The organism is Vibrio sp. sp1 (genome assembly GCF_016920955.1).
GTDB classification, from domain to species: domain Bacteria; phylum Pseudomonadota; class Gammaproteobacteria; order Enterobacterales; family Vibrionaceae; genus Vibrio; species Vibrio alginolyticus.
Genome location: NZ_CP060590.1, coordinates 580999 through 600432, shown reverse-complemented (window position 1 = coordinate 600432; position 19434 = coordinate 580999). Strand labels below are relative to the sequence as shown.

The 19434-nt window shown below is 44.4% G+C and carries 23 protein-coding genes; 16 read left to right on the top strand and 7 right to left on the bottom strand.

Annotated elements, in window-relative coordinates:
- Nucleotide 1 precedes the first annotated feature (1 nt).
- The 6 genes from fliQ (at nucleotide 2) to lafA (ending at nucleotide 6236) form a co-directional block, all read left to right on the top strand.
- Nucleotides 2-271, top strand: coding sequence for a flagellar biosynthesis protein FliQ (gene fliQ, locus H9L11_RS18200; protein ID WP_005375036.1), 270 nt, complete (start codon nucleotides 2-4; stop codon nucleotides 269-271).
- On the top strand, nucleotides 271-1047 hold the full coding sequence (fliR, locus tag H9L11_RS18195) for a flagellar biosynthetic protein FliR (RefSeq protein WP_005375027.1): 777 nt from the start codon (nucleotides 271-273) through the stop codon (nucleotides 1045-1047). Before fliQ ends, fliR begins: the two co-directional genes overlap by 1 nt.
- Nucleotides 1044-2171 (top strand): flagellar biosynthesis protein FlhB, encoded by a 1128-nt coding sequence (gene flhB / locus H9L11_RS18190; RefSeq protein ID WP_205391355.1) that lies wholly within the window; start codon nucleotides 1044-1046, stop codon nucleotides 2169-2171. Before fliR ends, flhB begins: the two co-directional genes overlap by 4 nt.
- Before the next feature lie 31 nt (nucleotides 2172-2202).
- Complete coding sequence (gene flhA, locus H9L11_RS18185; RefSeq protein WP_205391354.1) at nucleotides 2203-4293, top strand: flagellar biosynthesis protein FlhA; 2091 nt, start codon at nucleotides 2203-2205, stop codon at nucleotides 4291-4293.
- Between the two features lie 19 nt (nucleotides 4294-4312).
- A complete protein-coding gene (locus H9L11_RS18180; RefSeq protein ID WP_017633491.1) occupies nucleotides 4313-5083 on the top strand; it encodes an EAL domain-containing protein in 771 nt (256 codons plus the stop codon).
- A 301-nt stretch (nucleotides 5084-5384) separates the two neighbouring features.
- Complete coding sequence (gene lafA, locus H9L11_RS18175; RefSeq protein ID WP_005375019.1) at nucleotides 5385-6236, top strand: lateral flagellin LafA; 852 nt, start codon at nucleotides 5385-5387, stop codon at nucleotides 6234-6236.
- Between the two features lie 70 nt (nucleotides 6237-6306).
- Here lafA and H9L11_RS18170 read toward each other — a convergent pair whose 3' ends face one another.
- The gene (locus H9L11_RS18170) at nucleotides 6307-6594 is read right to left on the bottom strand and encodes a hypothetical protein (protein ID WP_005375016.1); all 288 of its coding nucleotides are present in this window, start codon (nucleotides 6592-6594) and stop codon (nucleotides 6307-6309) included.
- 416 nt (nucleotides 6595-7010) lie between these two features.
- On the opposite strand from H9L11_RS18170, the gene fliD reads away from it, so the two are divergent.
- The 9 genes from fliD (at nucleotide 7011) to H9L11_RS23585 (ending at nucleotide 13642) form a co-directional block, all read left to right on the top strand.
- Nucleotides 7011-8357, top strand: a complete 1347-nt coding sequence (fliD, locus tag H9L11_RS18165; RefSeq protein WP_005375015.1) for a flagellar filament capping protein FliD — start codon at nucleotides 7011-7013, stop codon at nucleotides 8355-8357.
- A gap of 32 nt (nucleotides 8358-8389) precedes the next feature.
- A complete protein-coding gene (fliS, locus tag H9L11_RS18160; RefSeq protein ID WP_005375014.1) occupies nucleotides 8390-8776 on the top strand; it encodes a flagellar export chaperone FliS in 387 nt (128 codons plus the stop codon).
- The gene (locus H9L11_RS18155) at nucleotides 8760-9080 is read left to right on the top strand and encodes a LafD (RefSeq protein WP_205391353.1); all 321 of its coding nucleotides are present in this window, start codon (nucleotides 8760-8762) and stop codon (nucleotides 9078-9080) included. The genes fliS and H9L11_RS18155 overlap by 17 nt, the downstream gene beginning before the upstream one ends.
- Nucleotides 9077-10150, top strand: coding sequence for a flagellar hook-length control protein FliK (locus H9L11_RS18150; RefSeq protein WP_205391352.1), 1074 nt, complete (start codon nucleotides 9077-9079; stop codon nucleotides 10148-10150). The genes H9L11_RS18155 and H9L11_RS18150 overlap by 4 nt, the downstream gene beginning before the upstream one ends.
- A 22-nt stretch (nucleotides 10151-10172) precedes the next feature.
- Nucleotides 10173-10673 (top strand): flagellar basal body-associated FliL family protein, encoded by a 501-nt coding sequence (locus tag H9L11_RS18145; protein ID WP_005375011.1) that lies wholly within the window; start codon nucleotides 10173-10175, stop codon nucleotides 10671-10673.
- Between the two features lie 12 nt (nucleotides 10674-10685).
- The gene (locus H9L11_RS18140) at nucleotides 10686-11414 is read left to right on the top strand and encodes a FliA/WhiG family RNA polymerase sigma factor (protein ID WP_005375008.1); all 729 of its coding nucleotides are present in this window, start codon (nucleotides 10686-10688) and stop codon (nucleotides 11412-11414) included.
- Nucleotides 11415-11424: 10 nt separating this feature from the next.
- Nucleotides 11425-12282: a flagellar motor stator protein MotA gene (motA, locus tag H9L11_RS18135; RefSeq protein ID WP_005375006.1), complete on the top strand. Its 858-nt coding sequence runs from the start codon at nucleotides 11425-11427 to the stop codon at nucleotides 12280-12282.
- Entirely contained in the window at nucleotides 12282-13277 is a 996-nt protein-coding gene (locus H9L11_RS18130) for a flagellar motor protein MotB (RefSeq protein WP_005375003.1), read from the top strand. The genes motA and H9L11_RS18130 overlap by 1 nt, the downstream gene beginning before the upstream one ends.
- A gap of 77 nt (nucleotides 13278-13354) precedes the next feature.
- A complete protein-coding gene (locus H9L11_RS23585) occupies nucleotides 13355-13642 on the top strand; it encodes a hypothetical protein (RefSeq protein WP_005375002.1) in 288 nt (95 codons plus the stop codon).
- Here H9L11_RS23585 and H9L11_RS18125 read toward each other — a convergent pair.
- From H9L11_RS18125 to H9L11_RS18110, 4 genes are all read right to left on the bottom strand, one after another.
- Nucleotides 13639-13857 carry a DUF6500 family protein gene (locus H9L11_RS18125; RefSeq protein ID WP_017634431.1) on the bottom strand — a complete coding sequence of 73 codons (219 nt, stop codon included), beginning with the start codon at nucleotides 13855-13857 and terminating at the stop codon, nucleotides 13639-13641. The two genes, H9L11_RS23585 and H9L11_RS18125, sit on opposite strands and share 4 nt — an antisense overlap.
- 10 nt (nucleotides 13858-13867) lie before the next feature.
- Complete coding sequence (locus H9L11_RS18120; protein ID WP_005386881.1) at nucleotides 13868-14245, bottom strand: PH domain-containing protein; 378 nt, start codon at nucleotides 14243-14245, stop codon at nucleotides 13868-13870.
- Between the two features lie 112 nt (nucleotides 14246-14357).
- Nucleotides 14358-14573 carry a TIGR02450 family Trp-rich protein gene (locus tag H9L11_RS18115; RefSeq protein ID WP_005374999.1) on the bottom strand — a complete coding sequence of 72 codons (216 nt, stop codon included), beginning with the start codon at nucleotides 14571-14573 and terminating at the stop codon, nucleotides 14358-14360.
- A gap of 138 nt (nucleotides 14574-14711) precedes the next feature.
- A complete protein-coding gene (locus tag H9L11_RS18110) occupies nucleotides 14712-15185 on the bottom strand; it encodes an HPP family protein (RefSeq protein WP_005374998.1) in 474 nt (157 codons plus the stop codon).
- 98 nt (nucleotides 15186-15283) lie between these two features.
- On the opposite strand from H9L11_RS18110, the gene H9L11_RS18105 reads away from it, so the two are divergent.
- Nucleotides 15284-15829: a TetR/AcrR family transcriptional regulator gene (locus H9L11_RS18105; RefSeq protein WP_025768600.1), complete on the top strand. Its 546-nt coding sequence runs from the start codon at nucleotides 15284-15286 to the stop codon at nucleotides 15827-15829.
- 84 nt (nucleotides 15830-15913) lie between these two features.
- Here the strand turns inward: H9L11_RS18105 and H9L11_RS18100 are convergent, their stop codons facing one another.
- Both H9L11_RS18100 and H9L11_RS18095 read right to left on the bottom strand, forming a co-directional pair.
- Complete coding sequence (locus H9L11_RS18100; RefSeq protein ID WP_025768601.1) at nucleotides 15914-18352, bottom strand: formate C-acetyltransferase/glycerol dehydratase family glycyl radical enzyme; 2439 nt, start codon at nucleotides 18350-18352, stop codon at nucleotides 15914-15916.
- Between the two features lie 2 nt (nucleotides 18353-18354).
- Nucleotides 18355-19296, bottom strand: coding sequence for a glycyl-radical enzyme activating protein (locus H9L11_RS18095; protein ID WP_025768602.1), 942 nt, complete (start codon nucleotides 19294-19296; stop codon nucleotides 18355-18357).
- Nucleotides 19297-19434 lie beyond the last annotated feature (138 nt).

The window sequence follows — 19434 nt, the reverse complement described above, 5'->3', positions numbered from 1 at the left end:
TATGACCCCAGAACTAACCGTAACGTTATTTTCCGATGCAGTATGGCTGATCATTTTGATGGTTGCCGTATTGGTTGTTCCAGGCTTAATTGTCGGTTTGTGTATCGCCGTATTTCAGGCTGCCACACAAATCAACGAGCAAACACTCAGCTTTTTGCCACGTTTGCTCGTTACCTTATTAATGGTGATTTTTGCAGGTCACTGGATGCTACGTAAGATCATGGAACTGTTTGATTTCTTGTTCCACAACATACCAGGGATGATTGGCTAATGGCCATCACATTTGCAGAGCTCTCGGCGATACTCGGTCAACTCTGGTGGCCGTTTTTTCGTGTGGGAGCCGTATTTATTTCAATGCCTTTCTTTGGTGATGCGATTATTCCTGTTTGGGTTCGTACTTTACTGGCCCTCTCGATCGTTGTCATTACTGGACCGTTAATGCCACCCATGCCACAAGTCGAGTTATTCTCTATGACTTCCCTGTTCCTTGCTTTTGAGCAAGCTATTTGGGGAGTAATGTTTGGGTTAATTTTGCACATGCTCTTTAACGTTTTCACCATGCTTGGCCAGGTGATTTCTCTGCAAATGGGCTTAGGTATGGCGATGATGAATGATCCTATTAACGGGCTTTCTGTCGCTATTTTGGGACGCATATTTCTGATTTTCTCAACCTTGTTGTTCCTCGCGCTAGAAGGACACTTACTCGTCATAGATATCGTGATTCAAAGCTTTGTTGTTTGGCCAGTCGGATCTGGTATCACATCGCTTTCTCTGCAAGGTGTTGTCAATATTTTCGGTTGGATGTTTGCCTCTTCACTCGCTTTGGCTTTGCCCGCTATTGTTTCCATGCTTCTAGCCAACATCAGTTTTGGTGTAATGAACCGAGCCGCACCATCACTTAATGTCTATGCGTTAGGTTTTCCTATGACGATGCTGCTGGGTCTATTCAGCGTATTAATCTCAGTTTCTGGTGTTCCTGGTCGCTACACGGCGCTCGTTCACGACACCATTAGACACTTGAGTAACTTTATGTTGGGGGGAGCATGAGCGATCAATCTTCTCAAGACAAAACTGAAAAAGCCTCACCGCAGAAGGTAAAGAAAGCCCGCCAGGAAGGACAAATTCCTCGCGCGAAAGAGTTTACTACTGCGGTAATATTTCTAGCAGTGGCGCTCTACTTTTACTCTCAGCTTAATAGTATTTGGGAAAGCATGTCGGGTATCTTTCGCTACAACATGATGCTGACGCGAGCCGACCTAGAAAATCCTAAACAACTTGTCGAGCAATTGGGACAAAGTTTAGCGGTCATCATAGACATGCTATTACCATTGTTTACCGTCATTATTATCGTGACCTGTGGTAGTAGCCTTGTGCTAGGCGGCTGGATGTTCCGTCCCGCGAACGTGATGCCAAAGCTCATCAAAATTAATCCTTTGAGCGGGATAAAGCGCATTTTTTCGACCCGCTCAGTGGTTGAGCTCTTAAAGTCAACGTTCAAAGTAGCCGTGATATTCGGCATCTTATATGGCTATTTAGACAACCACTTACAGCCATTACTTGGCATGCAAAATCTCCCGCTCAGCCAAGGTTTTTCTCTAGTAATGTCAATTCTGTTTGAAGGCTTACTCTTAATGGGCTTCGCCTTGTTGTTATTTGGGGTTATCGACATTCCTTATCAGCGTTGGGAACACCTAAAAGAACTCCGCATGACGAAACAAGAATTGAAAGAGGAATTTAAAAATAATGAAGGTCGTCCGGAAGTAAAGCAACGTATTCGTCAAATACAGCAACAGTTTGCGCGCCGTAAGATCGATAAAATGGTGCCGACGGCTGACGTGATCATCACTAACCCAACGCACTATGCAGTCGCACTGAAATACGAGCCTTCACTTTCTGACGCGCCCTTTGTCGTCGCAAAAGGTGTAGACGAAACCGCTATGCACATTCAACGTATCGCCCGAGAAAACAAAGTGGAAATCATTAACTCCCCGCCACTTACCCGTTCGATTTATCACACGACGGCGATTGAACAAGCAATCCCAAGCCAACTGTACATCGCAGTGGCACATATTCTTACTTACGTTTTGCAATTGAAAGCCTTTCGTAAAGGTGAGGGAAAAGAGCCAATTCCTTTACCTCATTTTTCGATTCCAAAACATTTGCAGCACTGATTAACCCGCGTTTATCCAAGGACACGAAAGTATGCTTAACCGGTTAAAACAACTTCAAACATCAACCAAAGGCTACGTTGGCATTCCAATCGTCTTGCTAATGATATTAGCAATGGTGATTCTTCCTTTGCCTCCTCTGCTACTGGATGCGCTGTTTACCTTTAATATCGTCTTAGCAATCCTAGTATTGCTGGTCAGCACAACCGCAAAGCGACCATTAGATTTCTCTGTTTTTCCAACTATTTTGCTGGTCGCAACATTATTACGTCTCACATTGAACGTGGCTTCTACGCGAATTGTACTCCTAGAAGGACATAATGGTGGTGACGCAGCGGGTAAGGTCATTCAAGCATTCGGTGAAGTCGTCATTGGCGGTAACTACGTCGTTGGTATGGTGGTGTTCGTCATCTTGATGATCATCAACTTCGTCGTAATCACCAAAGGTGGTGAACGTATTTCTGAGGTTTCAGCCCGCTTTACGTTGGATGCTTTACCAGGCAAACAAATGGCAATTGATGCCGACTTAAACGCTGGCCTTATCGATCAGGAAACGGCTCGCTTACGCCGTAAAGAAGTCGCCAACGAAGCCGATTTTCATGGTTCGATGGATGGTGCATCAAAGTTTGTGCGTGGCGATGCCATCGCAGGTTTGTTGATTCTGTTTATCAATATCATTGGTGGTATTAGTATTGGTGTCTTCGAGCATGGACTCGCTGCGTCTGACGCCTTTAAAACTTATGCCCTACTCACAATCGGTGATGGTCTAGTTGCTCAAATTCCTTCACTACTATTGGCAACGGCTGCCGCGATTATCGTTACGCGAATTAATGATAGCGATAATGGCATGTCGGAAACCATGCAAAAGCAATTACTGGCAACTCCTGCAACGCTATTTACTGTCGCAGGTATTATGGCGGTAATCGGTATGGTACCGGGTATGCCACACCTAGCCTTTTTTGCGTTTTCTGGCGCATTAGCGTTCGCAGGGTGGCGTCAAACCAAGAAGCCAGTGCAAGACTCCCAGATTGAAGAGGTCGAAGCACTTTCACAAGCGATGCAAGACGATGATACACCGCTGACATGGGATGATATTCCTCACGTCCAAACATTATCACTTGCGCTTGGTTACCGACTCGTCCATCTAGTCAACAAAGAACAAGGGGCACCTTTATCACAACGAATTCGCGGTGTGCGTCGAAACCTTTCTGAACAAGTTGGCTTTTTATTACCTGAAGTTCGTATTCGTGACAATCTGAGCCTCAAGCCAAACCAATACACAATTGCTCTAAATGGCGAAGTCATTGAGCAAGGTTTTATTGAACCAGAGCGTTTAATGGCGATAGCGGTTGGCGAAACTTACGGTGAGGTAGATGGCATTTTGGGTAGCGATCCTGCTTATCAGTTGCCAGCTGTGTGGATTGAGCATCAAGATAAAGCAAAAGCACTTAATATGGGTTACCAAGTTGTCGATGATGGCACTGTTATTGCCACTCATATTAGTAAAATCATGAAGACAAACCTTGCAGAATTGTTTACGCACGACGATGTGGAAGCAATAACCCAGCGTTTGACACAACAAGCCCCGAAACTAGCAGAAGCATTAGCAGCAGCACTTAATCCAGCACAGCAGCTGAAAGTATATCGCCAGCTTTTATTGGACCAAGTGCCACTAAAAGATATTCGCACGATTGCCAACACAATGTTGGAATCCGCGGAAAATACAAAGGACCCGATCCTACTTGCATCTGATGTACGCTGTGCACTAAAGCGTACGCTTGTTAACTTAATTGCAGGACAAAAGAACGAATTAAATGTCTACGCACTGTCTGATGAGTTAGAACAAATGCTACTAACTTCACTGCAACAAGCACAATCTTCTGGTACGGTAACACTAGATAGCTTCCCAATTGAGCCAAACATTCTTGGTCAGTTCCAACAAAACTTGCCATTGATTAGACAACAGCTTAAACAACAGGGGCTACCTCCGATCCTTCTCGTTATGCCACAGCTGCGCCCTCTTCTAGCGCGTTACGCTCGCACATTTACACAAGGGCTGGCAGTATTGTCTTACAACGAAATCCCAGAAAACAAACAAATCAATGTGGTAGGAAACCTTGGTTAATCTTATTTCAACACATGCGATGTACGAACATTTGGTTGGTCTCGCAGTACAACACATCGTCACGGATGACGATCAATTAGTCTTTGATGCTTTAAAACACAATGATGTCCAACACGCATGCCAAGCAATTAGGGAAGCTCAATCAGGGGAAGTAGAATTCCAACACCTGACGTTGAGATTTGGTATGCGTGGAGAACAAAGTGTCTATCAATTCAAACTCTCTGAACAAATGCAGTACTGCCTGGATTTGTTCAGTCTTTACCTTGCACTAAGACAAACACAATTTCAGTTAGAAGCCTTTCATCACGACTTGATTAGTAATGTTGTCGTGCCGATTCGCGTGGATGCATTACTTTGGGAGCCTGGGGTTTATTTTCTCGAACAGACGATTCAATTCCACTCTTCTGCTTTTCAACATGTGATTCCTTCTCTTCAAGCTGATGAAACGTTATGTGATAGTGATAAAGTCGCCACACTCACCAAAAAGTTAAAAGAGAATGCATATTCACTTTGGTTTGAAGTCGCGACATCGCAAGTGAACTTCGAGCGCGTCGCAGACTTTAGTCCCGATATGATCAAATTGTCAGTCACACTAGAGGATAAAGAAGAAAGACACGCTTTCCTACCTATTGCTAAGTTCTTAAGAAAGCATAAATATACTTGGGTTGCCGGACGTGTAGCGAGTCAAACGGAACTTAACCGCTATCGTTTATTGGGTGCCAGTTATTATTTTGGTTATTTCAGCGATATCCCAACCTCTCTCTCCTTTCAGTCTTTTGATGAGGAATAGTTGAAACTCAACCATTTATATTTAAAACAGCACGATTTATTCGTGCTGTTTTTTTATTTATAACGGATAACCACAAGATCATTGGGCAATAGTTTCTTTAACTTAACTAAAAAATTTAGGCTTATATGATGATTTTCCCGGTTTTCATGGAATACAAATCACTAAAAATCATCAATTTTTATCTTTTTTAGAAATTTTTTAATTTTCAAATTAATCATTAAAGCCGACCGACCGCCTCTAGTTAGTGACAAGGGAATATCCCGAGGCCTGAAAGATATAGTGACTAACTAAGGAGACTAAGATGGCTTTATCAATGCACACTAACTACGCTTCGCTTGTAACTCAAAACACAATGAACACAACAAGCGGACTTCTAAACACAGCAATGGAACGTCTAAGCACAGGCTACCGTGTGAACTCAGCTGCTGATGACGCTGCTGGTCTTCAAATTGCTAACCGTCTAGAAGCGCAAACACGCGGCATGTCAGTAGCAATGCGTAACGCACAAGACGGCATCTCTATGATGCAAACTGCTGAAGGTGCGATGGATGAAATGACAAACATCGTTTACCGTATGAACGACCTTGCTACACAATCGTTGAACGGTTCAAACAGTGCAACAGACCGTGCGTCTCTTAACAAAGAGTTCACACAGCTTACTGCAGAACTAAACAACATCGTAGACAACACTAAGTTCGGTGGTCAAAACCTTCTTAAAGGCGGCGGCTTCGGTGCAGGTGACGTAACATTCCAAATCGGTGCATCTTCTGCTGAAACATTGACTGTAAGCGCAAGCGCAGGTATCGGTGAAATCACTACTATTCTTGCTGATGCAGCAATTACAGATGGTATCGATGACGCGACTAAAGCAAAAGCAGCACTAGACAAAATCAGCGGCGCTGACGGTCTAGTAGAAAAAATTGGTAGCTCTCGTGCAGACTTCGGTGCGAACATCAACCGTCTTGAGCACACTATGGCTAACCTTGGTAACATGGTAGAAAACGTTACAGCATCTAAAGGTCGTATCATGGATACAGACTTTGCAGTAGAGTCTTCAAACATGACTAAGAACCAAATGTTGATGCAAGCAGGTACAACTGTTCTGTCTCAAACTAACCAGCTTCCAAGCATGGCAATGTCACTACTACGCTAATTACTTAGTTAATAGTGCGCTTAATTTAAATCGTCTTAATTATAAAGCCTTCCTATGGAAGGCTTTATTTTTATCTACGAATATAAATAGAGCTCGTATTATCTTTGTGAGATTCAGGCACTCTGAATCCGAATTTCAACATAATATTAAATAAAACCTTATTAAACAGTTCTAATTCTATCGTCTCTAATTTGCTTCCTATTTTACTATCTCTAAGTTCAGGAAAATTGAACTTAGCTTCCTTTAAGATACTAGCTATCTCATCAGAATTGATGCTCTGTTTACTTAATAGTTTTTTGTTAATGAACTCTTCATATGCACGAGCACATTTCATCAATCGCAACGCAAATTCATTCATAACTGACATTCTTTGAAACGTAAAAAATTTAATTTTTAGTGAGAACACTTGCACTTCGCACTATCAAAAATAATATCAGAACGCAATTAATGCACTCTGTAATAATTATCTGAATCAAGCTGAAGTAAAGGCTGAATATAACGTCCAATTAAAACATCTCTCCTAATTAGAACCGTCAATACAATTAAATATTTTCTTTGTTTAGGTCGCCTTTTCTTATAAGGAAATTACTTTTTCCATGGAGGAAGGAGGAACAAACAAGGTGGAAACACCACTTCCTCCCAAGAAAACAAAATAGCTTTAAACCTTTGTTTTAATTGAATTTAATATACGGCACGTATCTTGCCACTGATAATTAAACTAAGGCGTAGCATTCAAAGTATTCAAGCCAATAAGAGATGAGAGGAGCACACCTCATGAGTTCTTTAGACCCAGTAAAAATGGCAACCCAATTCGCACAATTGGACACAAACCCATTCAAAAACCGTTACCAAGCGCAAGCTAATGTGTACCAGTCACAACTGTCAGCTTTTAATAAAGTTGAAAGCGCACTACGTGATTTTCGTACTGCAATGAAAGAGATGAATAACAGTACAAACAGCATCATCAAAAACAGTGCGACACTCTCTCAAGAAGGTAACTTTACTGCAAACGCGGATGCTAAAGCGCTAACGGGTAACTATCAGATTTTTGTAGAAAAAGTGGCAACGGCGCATCAAGTATCTACAGGTATGCCTGCAGACCTTGAGGCAACGACAGAAGTACCAACAACTGGATCTTTAGAATTCACCATCAACGGTGAAACAATGACTCTAGACTTGTCCTCCGTTGATGTTAATGGTGACGGCACTGCAACGATCAGCGATTTAGCCAGTGCGATTAACAATCACACGGATAACCCTGGCGTTAACGCCACTCTAGTTCGCTCGAATGGTCAAACACACTTTATGCTATCGAGCACTGAGACTGGTGTCGAAAATAAGATCAACGTATCTGCATCGGGTACTGGCCAAGCGTGGTTTGAAGACGCCTTCACCAACCTCAAGCAAATCAACGCTCCGCAAGATGCGGTTATGTGGCTAGGTGCAAAAGACTCAGGCCTGAAACTAACCAACGCAAGTAATACTTTTGAAGGTGTCATCGACGGTGTTGACATTACCGTATCTAAACCGCAAGCCGCGGGAGATTCGCCAATCGGTTTAAAAATTGGAGCTGATAGCGAAGGCACTAAAGAACAACTAGATAAGTTTGTGGAAACCTACAATGCCCTTGTTTCGACTATCGATCAGTACACCCAAATTGGCGGTGAAGATCAGAAACGCGGCGTGCTCGCTAGCGACTCGACATTGCGTTCTATTGAGAGTCAGTTAACGGGGTTAATCCGAGGTGAACACAATGGTATGCGCCTAAGCGAAATCGGCGTGAGCCTAGACCGCAACGGTAAAATGAAAGTTGATCAAGAAAAGTTCAAAGAAGCTCAACAAACAAACAGCGCAGGCTTAGAGGCGTTGTTTAATGGAGATGACGCTTTGCTAGATTCTCTTGACGCGATGGTAGAGCCTTTCTTGAAGTTCTCATCAGGTACCTTCAGCACGCGTAAAGACGCAATACAGTCAAGCTTAGACCGAATCAAAGATAAACAAACCAATTTAGAGCGTAAGTACGAAATGTCGTACAACCGCTATCTCAAACAATTCACTCAAATGAATTCAATTATGACCCAAATGAACCAAACCATGTCCATGTTTAATGCTCAAAAATAAGACATTTGGTTCCAAATTTAGGAGAAATATTCATGCTTATGGATTCTGGTTACGATTCGTACCAACAAGTCGATCTCGACGCTCAAGCGGCAGCAGCAAATCCACACCAATTGGTCATCATGTTAATCGATGGCCTACTCGATGAAGTTGAACGTATTCGCGGCCACCTAGCCGCAAATCGTTTGGCCGAGAAAGGGAATGGAATCAACAAATGCATGAACATCTTGATTGGACTAACAAGTGCTCTAGATGATGAAAACGGCGGTGAAATTGCGGAAAACCTACGCCAGCTGTATGACTTCTGCCAAGTCGAACTTTATTACGCTAGCGTGCAAAACGATGCAAATCGCTTGGTTAACGTTGAGCGTGTAATGGGTAACATTCGTGAAGGTTGGATGAATTTTGGACAACAAGCATAAAGTATCGCCAGAGCGATTCCGTCATTTATCTCAGCTCATCCAGTTCGCCGCAAAAACGGCCGATTGGCATGCGCTCAAGCGGTACGACTTGCAGTTGCGAAAGCTTTTGATCAGTCACAAGCCTTTTTTGAAAGATCCTAAGCTTGCACCTGAAATCCAGCGAGCGAAAACAGTGCACGCTAATGCCTTCGCAGTATTAGAGAAGTCGACCAACGAGTTGAAAAAAGAGATGAACATGGTCAATGACCATCAAGAACGCGCTATGGCCTATCAATTAGCAATGACCATGGAGCTAACTCAATGATCATACCTTCTTCCACTCAGCACTCGGGTAATTCGCCAGCTAACAATGAGGGTCACATCAAGCAAGCGAACTCGGTACACGGCTTTTCTCATGGTTTTAAATCAGGGAACAAGCAGAATGGTGAGCAAGACTTTAACTCTGCGTCAGCGGTACCGAGTTTTCACCTTACGGCCTCTACTTTGAACAACGCAAACAAAGTACAAAGTCATGGTTTTGATACTGATGACCGCTCAGCTTCAGATCCGGATGCCAACTTGACCAGTACACCAGGGTTAACAGAATCGACTGATCTTGCAGCGCAAGCTCAAGCTTTAACCCAGGGTATGATTACCATGGCAGAGAAGCAGGCTGAGAAACTAGGAAAAGCGTCATCTTTAATGGCTGCGAGCGAAGTTAAGTCTGTTACTCAAGATTCGTCTAACGCTATGTTAAACACATCATCAAAACAAGATGTGAAGCAAAGTCTGCCGACTTCATCGAGTTCGCGTTTGCCTATCTCCGGTGCTGAGTTTCAAACTCTTTTGAATCAACCTGTTCAAGGGCAACCAACCGCATCTCTACTTCAAGCACAAGCTCCTACAACACAACCTGCACATTCACCGGTTGCTACGAGTCATGTTCAAGCTCAAGGCTCTGAGTGGGCAGCGGTGCGTGTTGATACCACTGCCGGAAAGTGGGGCGAGCAAATGATGCAAGTTTTACATGATCGCGTGACGCTCCAAGCTCAACAAAATGTACAAGAAGCAAAAATCCGCCTAGACCCACCAGACTTAGGGAAATTGGATTTACTTGTACGTGTTGAAGGTGACCGATTAAGTGTCCACATCAACGCCAATGCCGCAGCAACACGAGAAGCTTTAATGCAAGTTTCGGAACGATTGCGTACTGAGTTACAAGAGCAAAACTTCGTTCATGTCGATGTCAATGTTGGCTCTGATCAAAACCAAGGTCGAAATGACCCACATGCAAACGAAGAAGACGCCAATATTTTCGCCGCACGAGAATCTGGTGAATTCCAAACCACGACAACAACTAACTATTCAGAACACTGGCTAAGCACTCAAGCTTAGTGAATCTTCGAGGAAAAAGGTTATGACCAAACAACAAATGATCGCCCTGTTTATCGCCATGATCATCACCAGTGCCCTCGTTTCGGCCGTCACAATTATGGGCGGAATCTGGTACTTAAACAAACACGCTCAAGAGTCACCTGACTCTGGTTCACTGATCGAAGACTCTCCACTGTCTTTTTTGGTCACAGAACAACCGACAAGTAAAGGTCCTAGCTTCCATCCTTTGGACAAAGTCGTTTTGACCGTTAAAGGCAAGAAACAGACTCACTTTGTGATGCTAGAACTGGCAATTGAGACACGCCGTCCAGAGCGTATCAAAGAGATCGATGAATACATGCCTATGGTACAAAACTCTCTATTAAAACTGTTTAGCGACAAAACGTTTGATCAGTTACAGCAAGCGGGTGCCATCGATATTCTGCAAGACGAAGTGAAGCAAACGCTTCTACTCGCTTTTGCCAAAACAGACATCGTCCGAGAAATCGACGATGTTTTGTTGACTAAATATGTTGTGCAATAACGGAGCACAACCATGTTAGACATGAATGTACAAGACACTTACACCACAGAAGAGGAAGTGACAACACCGTCACGACCAATTGATGAAAACGCATTGCTACAACGTCATCAGGTCATGGTAAAACGCGTAGTTAACCAGCTGCGCGTTCATGCCACTTCTCACTGTAGTATTGAAGATATGCAGCAGATAGGCCTTATCGCTCTAGTCGAGGCTGGACGCCGATATGGCGATGTTGACGATCCTCACTTTCCTGCTTTCGCCGTTTGTCGAGTTCGGGGAGCTATTTTAGACGAATTACGCCGACTAGATTGGCGTTCACGTAAGACTCGTCAACAAGCCCACGAGCTCAACGACGTGACTCGAGATCTCACTCGAACGTTAGGTCGAATGCCAACGGATGCCGAAATCATCCAGGCTTTAGGGACGAATGAGCAAGATTATTACAACCGCCAAAATGCCGCTCTCGCAGGCGAGATGCAAAGCCTTGACCAACTGATGGAGAGCAGCGGTGATAGCTACATTGGCGGGCAATACGATGGCATGGAACATGAACATATTCGTCGTAGTTTAGACAGTGCTTTGGGTAAATTACCTAAGCGCGATCAACTGCTCCTGACTCTGTTCTATCAACATGAACTCAACTTACACGAAATAGCTCTGGTATTGGATCTGACACCACCTCGTATATGTCAGCTTCACAAACAAGCGCTGAAACAACTCAACCAATTAATGTCCTCTTAGGAGTCACAAGATGCAAAAGTTTTTTGGAGTGCTCACTATCCTGGTGTGCGTCTTCGGTGGATATATGTGGGCCGGTGGTAGCTTAGGTGCTATCTGGCAGCCAGCCGAATTCCTTATCATTATTGGCGCCGCTGCTGGTTCTTTGATCATCGGTAATCCGCCTCATGTACTGAAAGAAATGCGTCGCCAAGTGCCAGCGACCATTAAAGGTCCAACAGAAGAGCATGAGTACTACATGGAATTAATGGCACTACTCAACAACTTGCTAGAGACAGCGAGAAACCGCGGATACAAGTTTCTGGATTCTCATATTGAGGCTCCGGAGCAAAGCTCTATGTTCCTCGCTTACCCGACGATCGCAGAAGATCATCGCCTAATTTCTTTCATTACTGACAATTTACGTTTAATGGCAATGGGACAGATGTCGCCTCATGAATTAGAGGGACTGCTAGAGCAAGAAATCGAAGCAATACAGAACGAAATGCTTTTACCTTCACGCTCACTACAGCGTACAGCAGAAGCACTACCTGGCTTCGGTATTCTTGCAGCAGTTGGTGGCATCATTATCACCATGCAAGCTATTGATGGCTCAATCGCTATGATTGGTTATCACGTTGCGGCAGCTCTCGTTGGTACATTCATTGGTATTTTCGGTTGTTACTGTGGCTTAGATCCACTAAGTAACGCCATGGCTCAGCGAGTAAAACGTAATATGACTGCTTTTGAGTGCGTTCGTGCAACCTTGGTTGCCTACGTAGCGAAAAAGCCGACATTGCTCGCCATTGACGCTGGTCGTAAACATATTCAGCTAGACATCAAACCAACATTCAACCAAATGGAGAAGTGGTTAGCTGAACAGGAGGGATAATGCAAAAACAAGAGCATGTAGTGTTCAAACGTGCTAAAGTATACAGCCATGATGAGTCGTCTCATGGCGGCGCGTGGAAAGTCGCGTTTGCTGACTTCATGATCGCCCTAATGGCGCTGTTTCTTGTACTTTGGGTTATGCAGGTGGTAGACAAAGAAGAGCGTAAAGCGATTGTTGCCCACTTGCATAGTTCAAGCGTATTCGACAAGAGTTACGGCAACCCATTTGATACATCACAAAGTATTTCTCCTATCGACTTGGCACAGGACTCTTCTGTGCCAAGTAAACACAACTCCAACCATGTGGTAAGCTCTTACTTCAAAGGTGATGGGGATGGACCAGAAATTGATTCTTTGATTCCTGGTAACTTCGATACTCAAGAGCAACTTGCCGCACTAGCGAAAGTAATTGAGCAAATGACTGCCCAAATTAATGCGCAGGGAAATGTAAACGTCACGGTGACACCACAAGGTTTGCGTATCGTCCTTCAAGATGATTACAAACAGCATATGTTCAGCCGTGGTGGTGCAGAACTTACTCCTTTTTTTGAAGATTTACTGCTCGCACTAGCGCCTGTATTTCATCGTGTTAACAACCCTCTGATCATCAGCGGACACACAGATGCAATTCCATTTAAAAAGCGTTTTGGTCGTCAATCTAACTGGGCGTTATCAGCCTCTCGAGCAGACGTAGCAAGAAATACGTTAGTTGAAGGCGGTATGCCGGACGATAGAGTAATGCAGGTAACGGGTATGTCAGATAGAGCGCTGCTTAATCCTGATGAGCCAGATTCTAGCGAAAACCGTCGTATTGAGCTGTTTGTTTTAACGACTCCTGCCGCTAAAGTGCTTGAGACCCTTTTTGGCAACCACCAAGAAAGTGAACTGCAAAAAGCGAAAGATAAGGCTGAATTTAACCAACCAGTCATTCGTCAAGAAGTCATCAATTACTCCGGCGATACCGCCACCAGCGAAGTAAAAATTCAAGAATTATAACCTTAAAAGGTCACCACTCTGATGGTGACCTCTCTAACCAAAGCCTCTGTTACTGTGACTTTTTAGTTGAGTTCTATATGCACATAACATCATCCGAAAAAAGAAAAAGCGACTTACTAAAGAAAGCCTTTTTATGGCTCATTGTCTTCGATTACCTTTTATTGGCGTTTTTCTTAACTCAGCTATCAAGTATGACACTAAACAGCGGAACCATGATCAGCTTGTTACTTGTTGTTTATAACGTCTTACTTGTTTCGCTATGTTTTCAACGAACCAACAAGCAGGACTCTTACATTATCTACCCTGTTTTGTCCGCAACGTTATTAGCATTTGTCTGCTTTCTTTACTTCTTTTTTTTAATTTAGCTCCCCGACTCGACCATTGATTTTATTTTTACTGCTTTTTCGAAGTGGTCGAGCTGATGAGTCTGAATCCACCACGTAGCCGCTTCCATCAACAGCTCTGGGTCGTCATTTTTATTAGCGAAAAACGCATAAAATGAGAGACCAACCAATTCACCTTTACTCGCGATCTTTTTGTCACAGACCTCTATAATTTTGTCTCTCAGCGAAGCTCTCATTTCTAATCCCTTAACCTAGTACATACTCACTAACCATACGGTTGAAAGAAATCAAATCAAACGAGCCTTTAATTTCAAAACGCACTCTTCCCACCTCACTCATGAAGAACTCGATTTCACAATCCAAATCAAAAGTACCAGAGGTCTCGATAGAAAATGCATTGATCTTACTGTAAGGCAAAGAAGTGTAATCCACTTTTGAGCCGGTAATCCCTTGCACATTTGCCGCTATCACTCGCTTGTTCGTAAACACCACTTGGTCACGAACTGTTTTAAAAGCAGCGAAAATAGTCTCACCATCAATCAAGAACTTAAGGAAGTCTTCTCTGGCATTAGAAACGTCAATCGGCTTAAGCTTAAATACAGAGGAATTGTCGAAATCAATCATAATTAATCCTTTGAGTGGGCGTTAGAACGAATTATCAACGTATCAGATAGCACCACTTTTGCCTACTCGCAACGCACGTTTCTGCTTGATTCGCCCAACAACGAAGCGTCACTCACTTCCACCCTTGCATCCATTGCTCAGAGTCTTTTAGGTCTTGCCAGTTCATCTCTCGGTCGCGTTTACTCATGACTGCCTCGATGACACATCTCACAACGTTACCATCTTCATCTAGTTCCATTTCCGTCACGACAAAATGCTTCTCTTTGTTTTTAGGTGAAATTGCCGTCCATTTACTGTGCAATAGTTTCTTAGGGTGGATTCTGTTCATCGCATTGTACCAATTTAACTACCATGTTGATGTATACGACTGAATACCAAGAGAGAATCAGATTTTGTTTTTGCAAACCGACAAAAGATAAAACCGCAAAAGAGATCACTCCCTTTCGCGGCTCTAACTACAATCCGACTAGGTCTTCTGACCATTCAGTCGAGGGTTTAAGTACTGACTTTGTAGCAACTGTAACCCTTTACCGACCAGAACAATCACTACCGCGCCAATCAGGACAGGCGTGAAGAGAAAACTCCATCCCTGCCCAGACGCCATGATCAAAATTGGATTTGCCCCCGCAGGTGGATGAGTGGTCTTCGTAATCAGCATCGCAGACACACCTAGCCCCGTCGCAATCGCGAGCGTGACCGGCGTGACGTCAACATACTGGCTAAACGCAATACCGATAGATGCCGTAATGAAGTGACCAATGATCACGTTTTTTGGTTGAGCGAGAGGGCTGCTAGGCACCCCAAACACCAGTACTGCGGTAGCACCAAATGGTGCCATCAGGAGTACAACCTCCGTCAGTGATACCTCAGCGTAGGACAATACGCCAATAGCCAACGTAGCGCCAAGCCCGGCAACCAACGATAAAATTAAATTATTCATAAACACCTCAAAGTAGACCGAATTGTCTACAAAATAAAATAGACAAATCTGTCTACCTTTGTCAATATGTGTTTATGGAACTTTTTGAGGACGTAGTTATGAACAAAAAGAAACAGTTATTGATCGACACAGCTTTGTCACTGTTTTATAAACAAGGCATCAACTCTATTGGCATCAATGAAGTCCTCAATGTTTCCGGCGTGGCTAAACGCACGCTATATAACCATTTTGAGAGCAAAGAAGCGCTTATCATCGCCGCATTAGAACAACGCCACCAAGTATTTATGGAATGGTTGGAGGAAAAGCTTTCTTCAGCACAAACGTGCGCGGAGGTGATCGATCAGTTATTTACAGCACTCAACGGCTGGTTTCATGGCTCTGAAGAAAAGTTGGGCGAGTTTCGCGGTTGCTTTTTCATCAATACGTCCGCGGAATTCAGTGACGACAGTGGCGAGATCGCAACGTATTGCCGCTACCATAAGCAGCAAGTCAGAGAGCTAATTCATCACTATCTCAAATCAGACAACGCTGCATTACTCGATGCCATTTGCATCATGAAAGAGGGCGCGATCACTACCGCTTACATGACGAAAGAGTACGACAACATCACGAAGAAATGCGTGACCATTTTGCACAAGCTTTAATGCGTTCAGGTATAGTCATTTGCGGATTAAGTATGCAAACCAAAGGCACCAATCGGTGCCTTTCGTTTTAGTTAGTGAGTGTACTTACAGCTCGTGCTCGGTACGAGCAATGATATCGTCTTGAGCATCTGGTGATAGCGCGGTGAAGAAGGCTGAGTAGCCTGCAACTCGCACAACCAGATCACGATATTGTTCAGGGTTCTTCTTCGCTGCTAGCAAGGTCTCGCGAGAGACGATGTTGTACTGAACATGCCAGCCTTTGTGGTGGTTGAAGAAGGTGCGAATCAACATAGAAAGCTTGAGCTTGTCCCCTTCAGACTCAACTGCTGCCGGGCTTAACTTCTGGTTAAGCAGCACGCCACCAAGGATCTTATTCGCTTGAATCTTACCAACCGAGTTGTACACTGCCGTTGGACCTAAACGGTCTGAGCCAGATGACGGGCTTGCACCTTCTGCCAATGGCGTTTTCGCTTTACGACCATCTGGCGTTGCCATGGTTGAAGCACCGAATGGGACGTTTGCCGAGATACTTGATGTACCTGCGTAGTAACCGCCGCCAATTGGACCACGCCCATGACGCGTATTAACGAACTGCTCTAGCTCATCAATGTACACTTGGTAAGCGTCTGCCAATAGTTGGTCTACCGCGTCATCATCGTTACCGTATTTTGGTGCAAAGTTGATAAGACGTTGGCGAAGCTGTTCGTTCTCCATGCCATCGAAATCTTCTGCCAATGCTTTTGCTAGCTGTTGTTGTGAGATAAGGGGCTGAGTGATTTGCGCATCATCGAAAACAAGGTGCTTGATGGCAGCTAGGCTGTTACCCAAGTTCGCGATACCGACTTGCAAACCAGATACCCAATCGTATTTCGCGCCACCTTCTTTCACGGTTTTACCGCGAGCCAAACAGTCATCCACCAGCGTTGAACAGAAAATGTCTTGAGCTTGCTGTTCAAGTACGCTGTCGACTACAGTATCAATCTCAATCGATTTACGGGTGTAGTAGCGGATTTGCTCTGCCCAAGAAGCGGTCACTTGCTCAAAGTTCTCAAAGTTGCCTTTTGCTAATGACTTATCGTGTGGCAAGAAAGCTTTACCCGTTGTTGCATCCACACCTTCGTTCAATGAAGCTAGCAAGATACGGGCGAAGTTAATGAAGCTCATGCCCGTACAACGGTAACCCCATTTGCCCGGAACTGCGGTCTCGATACAGCCGATAGATGCGTAGTTGTAAGCGTCTTCTTTCTCTACACCAAGCTTGATGAATTCAGGAATAACAATCTCATCGTTGTTGAACGCTGGCATACCGAAGCCGCATTTAATCACTTCAATACAGCCCATTAAGAACTCTTGGTTTAAACCTTCATGGTAACGCACACTCAAGTTAGGTTGCGTCGAACGTAACTGACCACAAGATTCCAGAATCACCCAAGAAAGTGGATTCACTGCATCTTCAGGCTCACCTTTTTCATTCAACTTCTGACCGCCGATACACACGTTTTGATACAACGGAGAACCTGCGGAGGCTTTTGAGTGCGCGCCAGAGCGAATCTTGTTTACTTCAAGCAACTTCAACCAGCAGCTTTGTAGCAACTCTAGTGCAAAGTCTTTTTCAATCGCGCCGTTTTCGATATCGCGAACATAAAACTCGTTGAGGAATTGGTCCATACGACCGAAAGAAACCGAGTGACCGTTCGATTCGATTTGTAGCATCAATTGAACAAAGTAGCTCAATTGCAGTGCTTGCCAGAAGTTTTCTGGAGCGTGGCTCGCGACATGACGACAGTTTGCCGCAATGCTTTCTAACTCAGCTTTGCGCAGCGGGCGTGTCTCTTCTAACGCCATTTTTGCCGCCAATTCAGCGTAGCTCACCATGTGATCTTGAATCGCAAGCAGTACGATTTCGACCGATTTGTAGAACTGCTCTTTCTTCAAGCCTTCAAAGGTCGAAACATCATTGTTAGCACGGTGCTGACGAACATCCTCTAACAAGCCGTTCATGCCTAGCTTCAAGATTTTCTCGTTATCCACCGCAAGGTGCGCGTCACCCGAAGTCATGTTGCCTTCAGCTTTAATGATGGTGCTGGCTAAGATTTCTTGCTGCTCATCAGTGAACAAGCCATAACAACGGTCTTGAACAGTTTTACCGCGCCAATACGGTGTGATGCTGTGGATGCTTTGCTTATCTTCTTCAGTGACCGCAAAGCCTGCACCAGGACGGTCGGCTAGCTCATCAATTTCCGCTTCAATCCAACGCACTGTGTATTCTGGGAAAATAGGCGCAGCGCGTACTTTGCTCGCTTGGTTACCGACGATTAGCTCATCGTGTTTAATCCAAATAGTACGAGTGCGTAAGTGCTCTTGCAGTGCTAGCGCACGTTGGACAATTACAGGTTTGTCTTCGTTTGCTTGATAAGCACGAGTGTATGCCTCTGCACGCTCGGTACAGACAGGTGGCGTTACGATATTTACCAGTGCCGATTTGTGCGCTTTGATACGCTCAGGAAGGTAATTCAGGTCCATAGTTAACCTCTTACAATCACGTTAAGTTGGGTGTTTTCGCTTGCGTATTGCATGGCGCTTTCTAGCAGTTCTGGTTTGTTTAGTGGCTTGTCAGAACACTCGTAAGGCATATCGAGCAAACGGTATTTATTGATGCCGAGCGTGTGGTACGGCAGCAAGTGAAGTTCTTGGCAGCTTTCTAGTGAAGCCGCAAAATCGATGATGTCTTTCAACTCTTCGATGGTGTCATTGAACCCCGGCACAACGGGAACACGAATCACAATGCGTTTCGCGATAGGTGCCAGTTTTCGGAAATTGTCTTTGATGCGTTTCAGTGAACCTTTCGCCCAGCTAAGAAACTTTTCTTCATCAGTGTGTTTTAAATCCGCCAACCAGCAATCAATATGCGGCGCGGCTTTTTCGACATTCTTCCACGGCACATGCATGCACGATTCAATGGCGGTAGAGACTTGGTTGTCATGCAGACGCTGCGCGAGTTCTGCCACCAAATCTGCTTGCATGAGTGGCTCACCACCGGAGAAGGTCACACCACCTTGGCTTTGGTCGTAGAAAGGTTTGTCTTTCATCAAGGTGTCGAACAACATGTCTGATTTCGCCTCTTCACCGCAGACAGTCAGTGCTTGCGTAGGACAGACGTCTCGCAGCGCGATCAGCTGGTCTTCTTTGATGGCTTTGCGATTGATGATGATCTGGTTGTCGATGCGTTGAATACCATCGCTCACCGTTTCACTATCCGCTCTGGATTGAGTTGTGGCTTGATAAGCAGAAACGCACAGTTGGCAACCTTCCATACAGCTTCGCTGATCAAACAACAGTGAATGTTTTTCGCTGCGACTTTCTGGGTTTTGACACCAAGGGCAAGACAAGCTGCATCCTTTAAGAAAAAGAATGGAACGAATGCCATCGCCATCATGGGTAGAGAATCGTTGGATATTGAAATACATCTCTGCTTGCCTCTTGGTCTGTGCTACCGCTGTGTACTTAATCCGTTTCTTGCTGGTTAAGTCTTATCAGCGGCTTTTCTTTGTTCGAACTGAAAGCTTCATTTGAGCGTTTACAAGTTTCACTCAACTTTCATTTAA

Bases quoted from the DNA above. Each gene is read 5' to 3' on its own strand.
- lafA (WP_005375019.1), top strand. From the start codon at position 5,385: ATGGCTTTATCAATGCACACTAACTACGCTTCGCTTGTAACTCAAAAC.
- fliR (WP_005375027.1), top strand. From the start codon at position 271: ATGGCCATCACATTTGCAGAGCTCTCGGCGATACTCGGTCAACTCTGG.
- H9L11_RS18120 (WP_005386881.1), bottom strand. From the start codon at position 14,245: ATGATTGATTTCGACAATTCCTCTGTATTTAAGCTTAAGCCGATTGAC.
- fliQ (WP_005375036.1), top strand. From the start codon at position 2: ATGACCCCAGAACTAACCGTAACGTTATTTTCCGATGCAGTATGGCTG.
- H9L11_RS23585 (WP_005375002.1), top strand. From the start codon at position 13,355: ATGCACATAACATCATCCGAAAAAAGAAAAAGCGACTTACTAAAGAAA.
- H9L11_RS18105 (WP_025768600.1), top strand. From the start codon at position 15,284: ATGAACAAAAAGAAACAGTTATTGATCGACACAGCTTTGTCACTGTTT.
- H9L11_RS18180 (WP_017633491.1), top strand. From the start codon at position 4,313: ATGTACGAACATTTGGTTGGTCTCGCAGTACAACACATCGTCACGGAT.
- fliS (WP_005375014.1), top strand. From the start codon at position 8,390: ATGCTTATGGATTCTGGTTACGATTCGTACCAACAAGTCGATCTCGAC.
- motA (WP_005375006.1), top strand. From the start codon at position 11,425: ATGCAAAAGTTTTTTGGAGTGCTCACTATCCTGGTGTGCGTCTTCGGT.
- flhA (WP_205391354.1), top strand. From the start codon at position 2,203: ATGCTTAACCGGTTAAAACAACTTCAAACATCAACCAAAGGCTACGTT.
- H9L11_RS18115 (WP_005374999.1), bottom strand. From the start codon at position 14,573: ATGAACAGAATCCACCCTAAGAAACTATTGCACAGTAAATGGACGGCA.
- H9L11_RS18095 (WP_025768602.1), bottom strand. From the start codon at position 19,296: ATGTATTTCAATATCCAACGATTCTCTACCCATGATGGCGATGGCATT.
- H9L11_RS18100 (WP_025768601.1), bottom strand. From the start codon at position 18,352: ATGGACCTGAATTACCTTCCTGAGCGTATCAAAGCGCACAAATCGGCA.
- H9L11_RS18110 (WP_005374998.1), bottom strand. From the start codon at position 15,185: ATGAATAATTTAATTTTATCGTTGGTTGCCGGGCTTGGCGCTACGTTG.
- H9L11_RS18140 (WP_005375008.1), top strand. From the start codon at position 10,686: ATGTTAGACATGAATGTACAAGACACTTACACCACAGAAGAGGAAGTG.
- flhB (WP_205391355.1), top strand. From the start codon at position 1,044: ATGAGCGATCAATCTTCTCAAGACAAAACTGAAAAAGCCTCACCGCAG.
- fliD (WP_005375015.1), top strand. From the start codon at position 7,011: ATGAGTTCTTTAGACCCAGTAAAAATGGCAACCCAATTCGCACAATTG.
- H9L11_RS18125 (WP_017634431.1), bottom strand. From the start codon at position 13,857: ATGAGAGCTTCGCTGAGAGACAAAATTATAGAGGTCTGTGACAAAAAG.
- H9L11_RS18170 (WP_005375016.1), bottom strand. From the start codon at position 6,594: ATGAATGAATTTGCGTTGCGATTGATGAAATGTGCTCGTGCATATGAA.
- H9L11_RS18130 (WP_005375003.1), top strand. From the start codon at position 12,282: ATGCAAAAACAAGAGCATGTAGTGTTCAAACGTGCTAAAGTATACAGC.
- H9L11_RS18145 (WP_005375011.1), top strand. From the start codon at position 10,173: ATGACCAAACAACAAATGATCGCCCTGTTTATCGCCATGATCATCACC.
- H9L11_RS18150 (WP_205391352.1), top strand. From the start codon at position 9,077: ATGATCATACCTTCTTCCACTCAGCACTCGGGTAATTCGCCAGCTAAC.